This window comes from Mycobacterium sp., from assembly GCF_019243155.1.
Classification (GTDB): Bacteria; Actinomycetota; Actinomycetes; order Mycobacteriales; family Mycobacteriaceae; genus Mycobacterium.
The window spans coordinates 1-6,482 of record NZ_JAFAUS010000303.1; the positions used below are offsets into that span (position 1 = coordinate 1).

The window sequence follows — 6,482 nt, forward strand, 5'->3', positions numbered from 1 at the left end:
TCCAGGGTGCCGACGTCATCGAGGAGCTGTTGCGCCGCCTGCCGGTTCCGCGAACCAGCGGGGGGCATGGGGTGACCGGATGAAGCCGGCGTGATCGGAAGCCGGGACGCTGAGTTTCGCTGGCGCGCATCGCACTTGACACGGGCGATCGCCACGTGCGCCGGGTTCGCCCTGGCGGCAGGGGTGATTGGCGCGCAGTGGCGGCTGGTCGTCTTCGCGGCGCCGCTGTTCGGTGTGCTGTGCTCGGTCAGCTGGCAGCGCCCGGTGCCAACCATTCGGGTGGGAGGCGAGCCCGACGCGCACCGCTGCTTCGAGAGCGAGCAGGCGCGCCTGCGGGTCTCGGCGACCGAAGATGGTGGGCCCACGGGGTATTCGGTGATCCGGGTCGAGGTTCCCGATATCGAGGGCCTGGAACTCGAAGTCACGGGGTCCGGGCAAACCAAAGCGGTGACGGCGACCGCGCAACGCTGGGGCCGGTACTTCATCCGCGCGCGGGTCGACGTGATAGCGCGCGGTGGCCTGTTGGCGGGGACGGCCACCGTCGACGCGGCCGAGGTCATCGTGTTCCCGCTGACCCCGCCGCAAGCCACACCCATTCCGCCGACCGAGCTGCTCGACCGCCTGGGTGCGCACCTGACACGACATATCGGTCCGGGCGTTGAGTACGCCGACATTCGTCCCTATGTGCCCGGTGACCAACTGCGGGCGGTGAATTGGCCGGTGAGTGCGCGCCGCGGCCAACTGCATGTCACCGAGCGGCTGACCGATCGCGCGGCCGACGTGGTAGTGCTGATCGACACTTACCAGCAGCCGGCGGGCCCGGCGACCGAGGCCACCGAACGTGTCGTTCGCGGGGCGGCACAAGTGGTGCAAACCGCGCTGCGGCACGGTGATCGAGCCGGGATCGTCGCCCTGGGTGGCAACCGCCCACGGTGGTTCGGTGCCGACATCGGGCAGCGTCAGTTCTATCGGGTGCTCGACACCGTGCTCGGTGCCGGCGACCAGTTCGAAAACACCACGGGCACACTGGCGCCGCGCGCGGCCGTCCCCGCCGGCGCGATCGTCATCGCGTTCTCCACCATGCTCGACACGGAATTCGCGCTGGCGCTGATTGATCTGCGCAGGCGCGGCCATGTGGTGTTGGCCGTCGACATTCTCGACAGCTCTCCCTTCGAAGGCGAGCAGGATCCCCTGGTCGACCGGATGTGGACGCTGCAGCGCTCCGCCATGTATCGCGACATGGCCACCATCGGCGTCGACATCGTGTCGTGGCGCGAAGACAGCGGTTTGGAGCAGTCGATGGGCGTGATGCCGGATCGACGCCGGCGGGTGCGGGGACGGCTCCGTGGGTAACGGGACGGCCGCTTTCGCAACGTGTTTCGGCCTGCTGATGGTGGGGCTGGCCGCCGATGGCTCGCACGGATTCGCGGTTGCCATATGGGTGGCCGCTCTGATCGCCGTCGGAGCCGGAATCGTATTCCGGCCGGCCGCGACGGTTGCCGTGCTGCTGGCCGTGGTCACGATCATGGTGTCCGGACCGCCGCTGGTGCTCGTCGCACTGTCCGGGTTGTGTGCCGCAGCCTACCTTGTGTGCCGTTATGCGGTCGGCGCGTCCGGCTGGACCGTCATCGGAAGCTGGCCGACAGTTGTTGCCGCCGTTGGCTTTACGATCATCGGGCTGGCCGCGGCATCGTTTCCGCTGCAGCTGGCGTGGTTGCCGTTGGCCGCCCCGCTGGGGGCGTTGGCGATCTACGCGCTGGCTACCCGGCCGTTCTTGGGCTGAGCCGGCTCAGTGCAGCAGTTGGGCGGCGTGGTCGGCCAGGTCGAGCAGTGGCTGCGGGAAGATGCCCAGCAGCACGGTGACCGCGGCGCACACCGCGATCGCCACCTTGCTCAAGATGCCCGGCTCCACCACGTGTGGGGTGTCTTCGGTCGCCTCGGTGAAGAACATCGAAACGATCACGCGCACATAGAAGTAGGCGGCGATTCCGCTGGCGACCACACCGACGATCACCAGCGGTACGGCGCCACCCTGCGCGGCGGCCTTGAAGACGGCCAGCTTGCTGACGAATCCACTCGTCAACGGGATGCCCGCGAAGGCCAGCAGGAACATCGAGAACATCACGCCCACAATGGGTGAGCGCTGCCCGAGCCCGGCCCAGTGCGACAGCGTGGCGTCCTCTACGCCGTCCGCGTTGCGGATCAGGCTCACGATGGCGAACCCGCCGACGGTGCTGAAGCTGTAGGCGAGCAGATAGAACAGCGTGGCGGAGAGCCCCGCCTGGTTGTCGGCGATGACGCCGGTGAGGATGAATCCGACGTGGGCGACCGACGAGTAGGCCAACATCCGTTTGACGTCAACCTGGTTGACCGCGGTGATCGTTCCGACCGCCATCGTCAGGATTGCGATGGTCCACAGCACCGGACGCCACTGATCGTGCAGCGGGGGCAGCGCGACGTAGATGACACGGATCAGCGCGCCGAAAGCCGCGACCTTGGTGGCCGCTGCCATGAACCCGGTGATGGGCGTGGGCGCGCCCTGGTACACGTCGGGAATCCACGAATGGAACGGCACCGCACCCACTTTGAACAGCAGGCCGACTGAAAGCAGCGCGACGCCGACCAGAGCCATCGAGGTATCGCCATGGGCGGCCAGCGCATCCCGGATTCCGGTCAGCAGCAGCGTGCCGGTGGCGCCGTACAGCAGCGCCACGCCGTAAAGGAAGAACGCCGACGAGAACGCGCCCAGCAGAAAGTACTTCATCGCTGCTTCCTGCGAGAGCAAGCGGCGATGACGGGCCAGGCCGCACATCAGGTACAGCGGCAGCGAGAGGACTTCCAACGCAACGAACATCGTCAACAGATCGTTGGCGGCGGGGAAGACCATCATGCCGCCGACCGACAGCATTGCTAGCGGGAACAGCTCCGTCTGGGCGGCTCCGGCCCGCTCGGCCTCGCGCTCGGCGTCGCTGTCGGGAACGGCAGACGCTTGCGGGGTGAACGAATCCAGGCCGGCCGCGCCGACTCCCGCAGCGACGGCGACCTTGCTCTCGGCCTTCGCCTGCGTACGTTCGGCGATGAAGATGATTGCGAGGACCGCGACCAGCAGCACGGTGCCCTGCAGGTACAGCGCCGGGCGGTCAACGGCCATCGCGCCCAGCACCGCCGGGCGGCCGGAGCTCTGCAGCGAACGGCTCACCACGATGACCGCGACGAAGGCGGCGATCAAACCGCCCAGGGCGAGCGCCACTTGCGCGCCGTAGCGGATTCGCCTGGGCAGGAACGCCTCTGCCAGGACGCCCACCACGGCGACACCGAACACGATGAGCGTCGGGCACAGCAGGAAGTACTCGATGCTAGGGGAGGGAAGGGTCATTATCGCGGTCCTTCAGCTGTCCGGGGTACTCCACCCGGTCTCGGGGTACCTACCGGCACAATCGGCGCGGGATCGTGCTGACCGATGGTGGTCATGGTGTTCTCGACTGCCGGATTGATGATGTCCAGCACCGGTTTCGGGTAGACCCCAAGGATGAACAGCAGCGCCATCAACGGTGCGACGACGAGCAGTTCACGCGCCTTCAGATCGGTGATCTTTTCGTTGCCGATGGCCACCGGGCCGGTCATCACCCGCTGGTAGAGCCACAGCATGTAGATGGCCGCCAGGACCAGCGCCGTAACCCCGAATGCGGCGGCCAGCCAGTAGCGATTGAAAGTGCCGAGCAGCACCAGGAATTCGCTAATGAACGGGGCGAGTCCGGGCAGTGACAGGGTGGCCATGCTCGACACGAGGAAGGTGCCGGCCAAGATCGGCGCCACCTTCTGCACGCCGCCGTAGTCGGCGATCGCCCGGCTGCCGCGCCTTGTTACCAGGAATCCGGCGATCAGGAACACCGCGGCGGTCGAGATGCCGTGGTTGAGCATGTACAGCGTCGACCCGCTCTGGCCCTGGCTCGTCATCACGAAGATGCCGGCGATGATGAATCCGAAGTGCGAGATCGAGGTGTAGGCGATCAGGCGCATCATATCGGTCTGGCCGATGGCCACGATCGCCCCGTAGATCACGCCGATGATCGCCAGCGTCACGATCAGCGGGCGGAAATACGTTGAGGCGTCGGGGAAGAGCTGCAGGCAATAGCGCAGCATGCCGAAGGTGCCGACCTTGTCCATCACCGCCGTGATCAACACCGCAGTCGCCGGCGTCGACTCGACCGCGGCATCGGGCAGCCAGCGGTGGAACGGCCAGAGCGGGGCCTTGATCGCGAACGCGAACATGAAGCCCAGGAACAACGCTTTGAAGACGGCGGACTCCCCGCCGTAGCGGCCGGAGGTCACGCCGGCCACGATCTCCCGGAAGTCGAAGGTGCCAGAACCGTGCTCCGACGTCACCACGTACAGCCCGATCACCGCGGCCAGCATGATCAGGCCGCCGAAGAGGTTGTACAGCAAGAACTTCACCGCGGCGCGCGATCTGCCGGAACCGCTGCCGAAGCCCCCGATCAGGAAGTACATCGGGATGAGCATGGCCTCGAAGAACACGTAGAACAGCAACACGTCGAGTGCGGTGACCGAGATCAGCACCATCGATTCGATGGCCAAGGTCAAAGCGACGTAGGCGTGTACGCCGCGAGGCGCGCGCTCCGCGCCGTCGTTCCAGCCGGCCACCTGCAAGACCGGAATCAGGACCGCGGTCAAGAGCACCAGGATCACCGCGATGCCGTCCACGCCCAGGGTGTAGCCGGCGCCGAATGCCGGTATCCACTTATGGCTTTCGACGAACTGGTAGTGGGCGCCCCCGGTTTTGAACCCGAGAGTGACGACCGCCGCCACCGCCAGCGTGGCGATGCCGAAGACCAGCCCCGTCCACTTGGCGAGCTGCCGCAACCCCGGCGGCAGCAGGATGACCAGCACCGAACCGGCCAGTGGCAGCAGCCAGAGCACGCTCAGCCACGGAATGTCATTGAGGAAGGGGCCGTTCACCACAGTTTCACCGCCAGGATCAGCGCGACCACCAGCACCGCGCCCGTCAGCATGGACAATGCGTAGTTGCGGGCGAAGCCAGTCTGCAGTCCCCGCAACCGGTTTGAAGTACGGCCCACCAGCGCCGCCAGCGCGTTCACCGAGCCGTCGACGCGCGCGTTGTCGACCTCGACAAGCGTTTGAGTCAGTTCCTGGCCGGGACGCATGAAGACCTCTTCATTGAAGACGTCGCCGTAGAAGTCCTTGCGTGCGGCCATCGTCAGCGGAGAGACCGACAGCGGCGCGACCGTCGGGATGGGCTTTCTGGCATACAGCCGCAGGGCCACCACGATCCCGACGGCGACGACACCCAGCGCCAGGGCGGTGCTCACCCACGCCGGAAGGGCATGGGCCGATTCCTCATGGACACCGACGACGGGTTCGAGCCAGCGTCGCAGGGTGCCGCCCACGGCGAAAAGCCCACCGGCGAACACCGATCCGAATGCGAGCAGGATCATCGGTCCGGTCATCAGAGCCGGCGCCTCGTGCGGGTGAGTGCCCGCGGCCCAACGCTTCTTGCCGAAGAAGGTCATCAGCATCACGCGCGTCATGTAGAACGCGGTGACGCCCGCGCCCAGCAGCGCGGCGCCACCAAAGATGTATCCCCGGATGCCGCCCGATGACAGCGCCGCCTCGATGATGGCGTCCTTGGAGAAGTAGCCCGCGAACGGCGGTACACCGATGATCGCGAGGTAGCCCAGGCCGAACGTGATGAACGTGATGGGCAGTGCCGCGCGCAGCCCGCCGTAGCGACGCATGTTCTGCTCTTCGTGCATCGCGTGAATGATCGAGCCGGAGCCGAGGAACAATCCGGCCTTGAAGAATCCGTGGGTGAGCAGGTGCATGATCGCGAAGGCGTAGCCGGCCGGACCAAGACCCGCGGCGAGCACCATGTAGCCGATCTGGCTCATCGTGGACGCTGCCAGCGCGCGCTTGATGTCGTCCTTGACGCAACCGATGAACGCGCCCAGGAGCAACGTGACGGCACCCACGATGACCACGGCCAGCTGCGCGTCGGGTGCCAGGTTGTACAGCGGGTTGGACCGCACGATCAGGTACACGCCTGCGGTCACCATGGTGGCGGCGTGGATCAGCGCGGACACCGGCGTGGGGCCCTCCATCGCGTCACCCAACCAGGCCTGCAGCGGGACCTGTGCGGATTTGGCGCAGGCACCCAGCAACAACAGCAATCCCATCGCGGTGAGCGCGCCGCGGCTCGCGGCGGGCGCACCGGCGAACACGCCGGCGTAGGACAGGGTGCCGAATGTGCTGAACATCAAGAACATTCCCACGGCGAGCCCGGCGTCCCCGACGCGGTTCATCACGAACGCCTTCTTGGCCGCCGTCGCCGCCGTCGGCTTGTGGTACCAGAACCCGATCAGCAGGTAGGACGCCAGGCCGACGCCTTCCCAGCCGACGTAGAGCACCAGGTAGTTGTCGGCGACCACCAGCAGCAGCATCGAGGC

5 protein-coding genes are annotated in these 6,482 nt (G+C 66.7%); 2 read left to right on the top strand and 3 right to left on the bottom strand.

The window, feature by feature from the left end; genetic code table 11:
- Positions 1-90: 90 nt before the first annotated feature.
- Both JOZ00_RS15215 and JOZ00_RS15220 read left to right on the top strand, forming a co-directional pair.
- Entirely contained in the window at positions 91-1,353 is a 1,263-nt protein-coding gene (locus tag JOZ00_RS15215; RefSeq protein WP_293344905.1) for a DUF58 domain-containing protein, read from the top strand.
- Between the two features lie 37 nt (positions 1,354-1,390).
- The gene (locus tag JOZ00_RS15220) at positions 1,391-1,783 is read left to right on the top strand and encodes a hypothetical protein (protein ID WP_293344911.1); all 393 of its coding nucleotides are present in this window, start codon (positions 1,391-1,393) and stop codon (positions 1,781-1,783) included.
- 6 nt (positions 1,784-1,789) lie between these two features.
- Here JOZ00_RS15220 and nuoN read toward each other — a convergent pair whose 3' ends face one another.
- The 3 genes from nuoN to nuoL form a co-directional block, all read right to left on the bottom strand.
- A complete protein-coding gene (nuoN, locus tag JOZ00_RS15225; RefSeq protein WP_293344907.1) occupies positions 1,790-3,376 on the bottom strand; it encodes an NADH-quinone oxidoreductase subunit NuoN in 1,587 nt (528 codons plus the stop codon).
- Positions 3,376-4,977, bottom strand: coding sequence for an NADH-quinone oxidoreductase subunit M (locus JOZ00_RS15230; protein WP_293344913.1), 1,602 nt, complete (start codon positions 4,975-4,977; stop codon positions 3,376-3,378). Before JOZ00_RS15230 ends, nuoN begins: the two co-directional genes overlap by 1 nt.
- The coding region (gene nuoL, locus JOZ00_RS15235; protein ID WP_293344909.1) for an NADH-quinone oxidoreductase subunit L at positions 4,974-6,482 on the bottom strand (1,509 nt) is incomplete at its 5' end. The genes nuoL and JOZ00_RS15230, both read right to left, overlap by 4 nt.

Excerpts from the sequence above, each read along its gene's own strand:
- JOZ00_RS15220 (WP_293344911.1), top strand. The coding sequence starts at position 1,391 with ATGGTGGGGCTGGCCGCCGATGGCTCGCACGGATTCGCGGTTGCCATA.
- nuoN (WP_293344907.1), bottom strand. The coding sequence starts at position 3,376 with ATGACCCTTCCCTCCCCTAGCATCGAGTACTTCCTGCTGTGCCCGACG.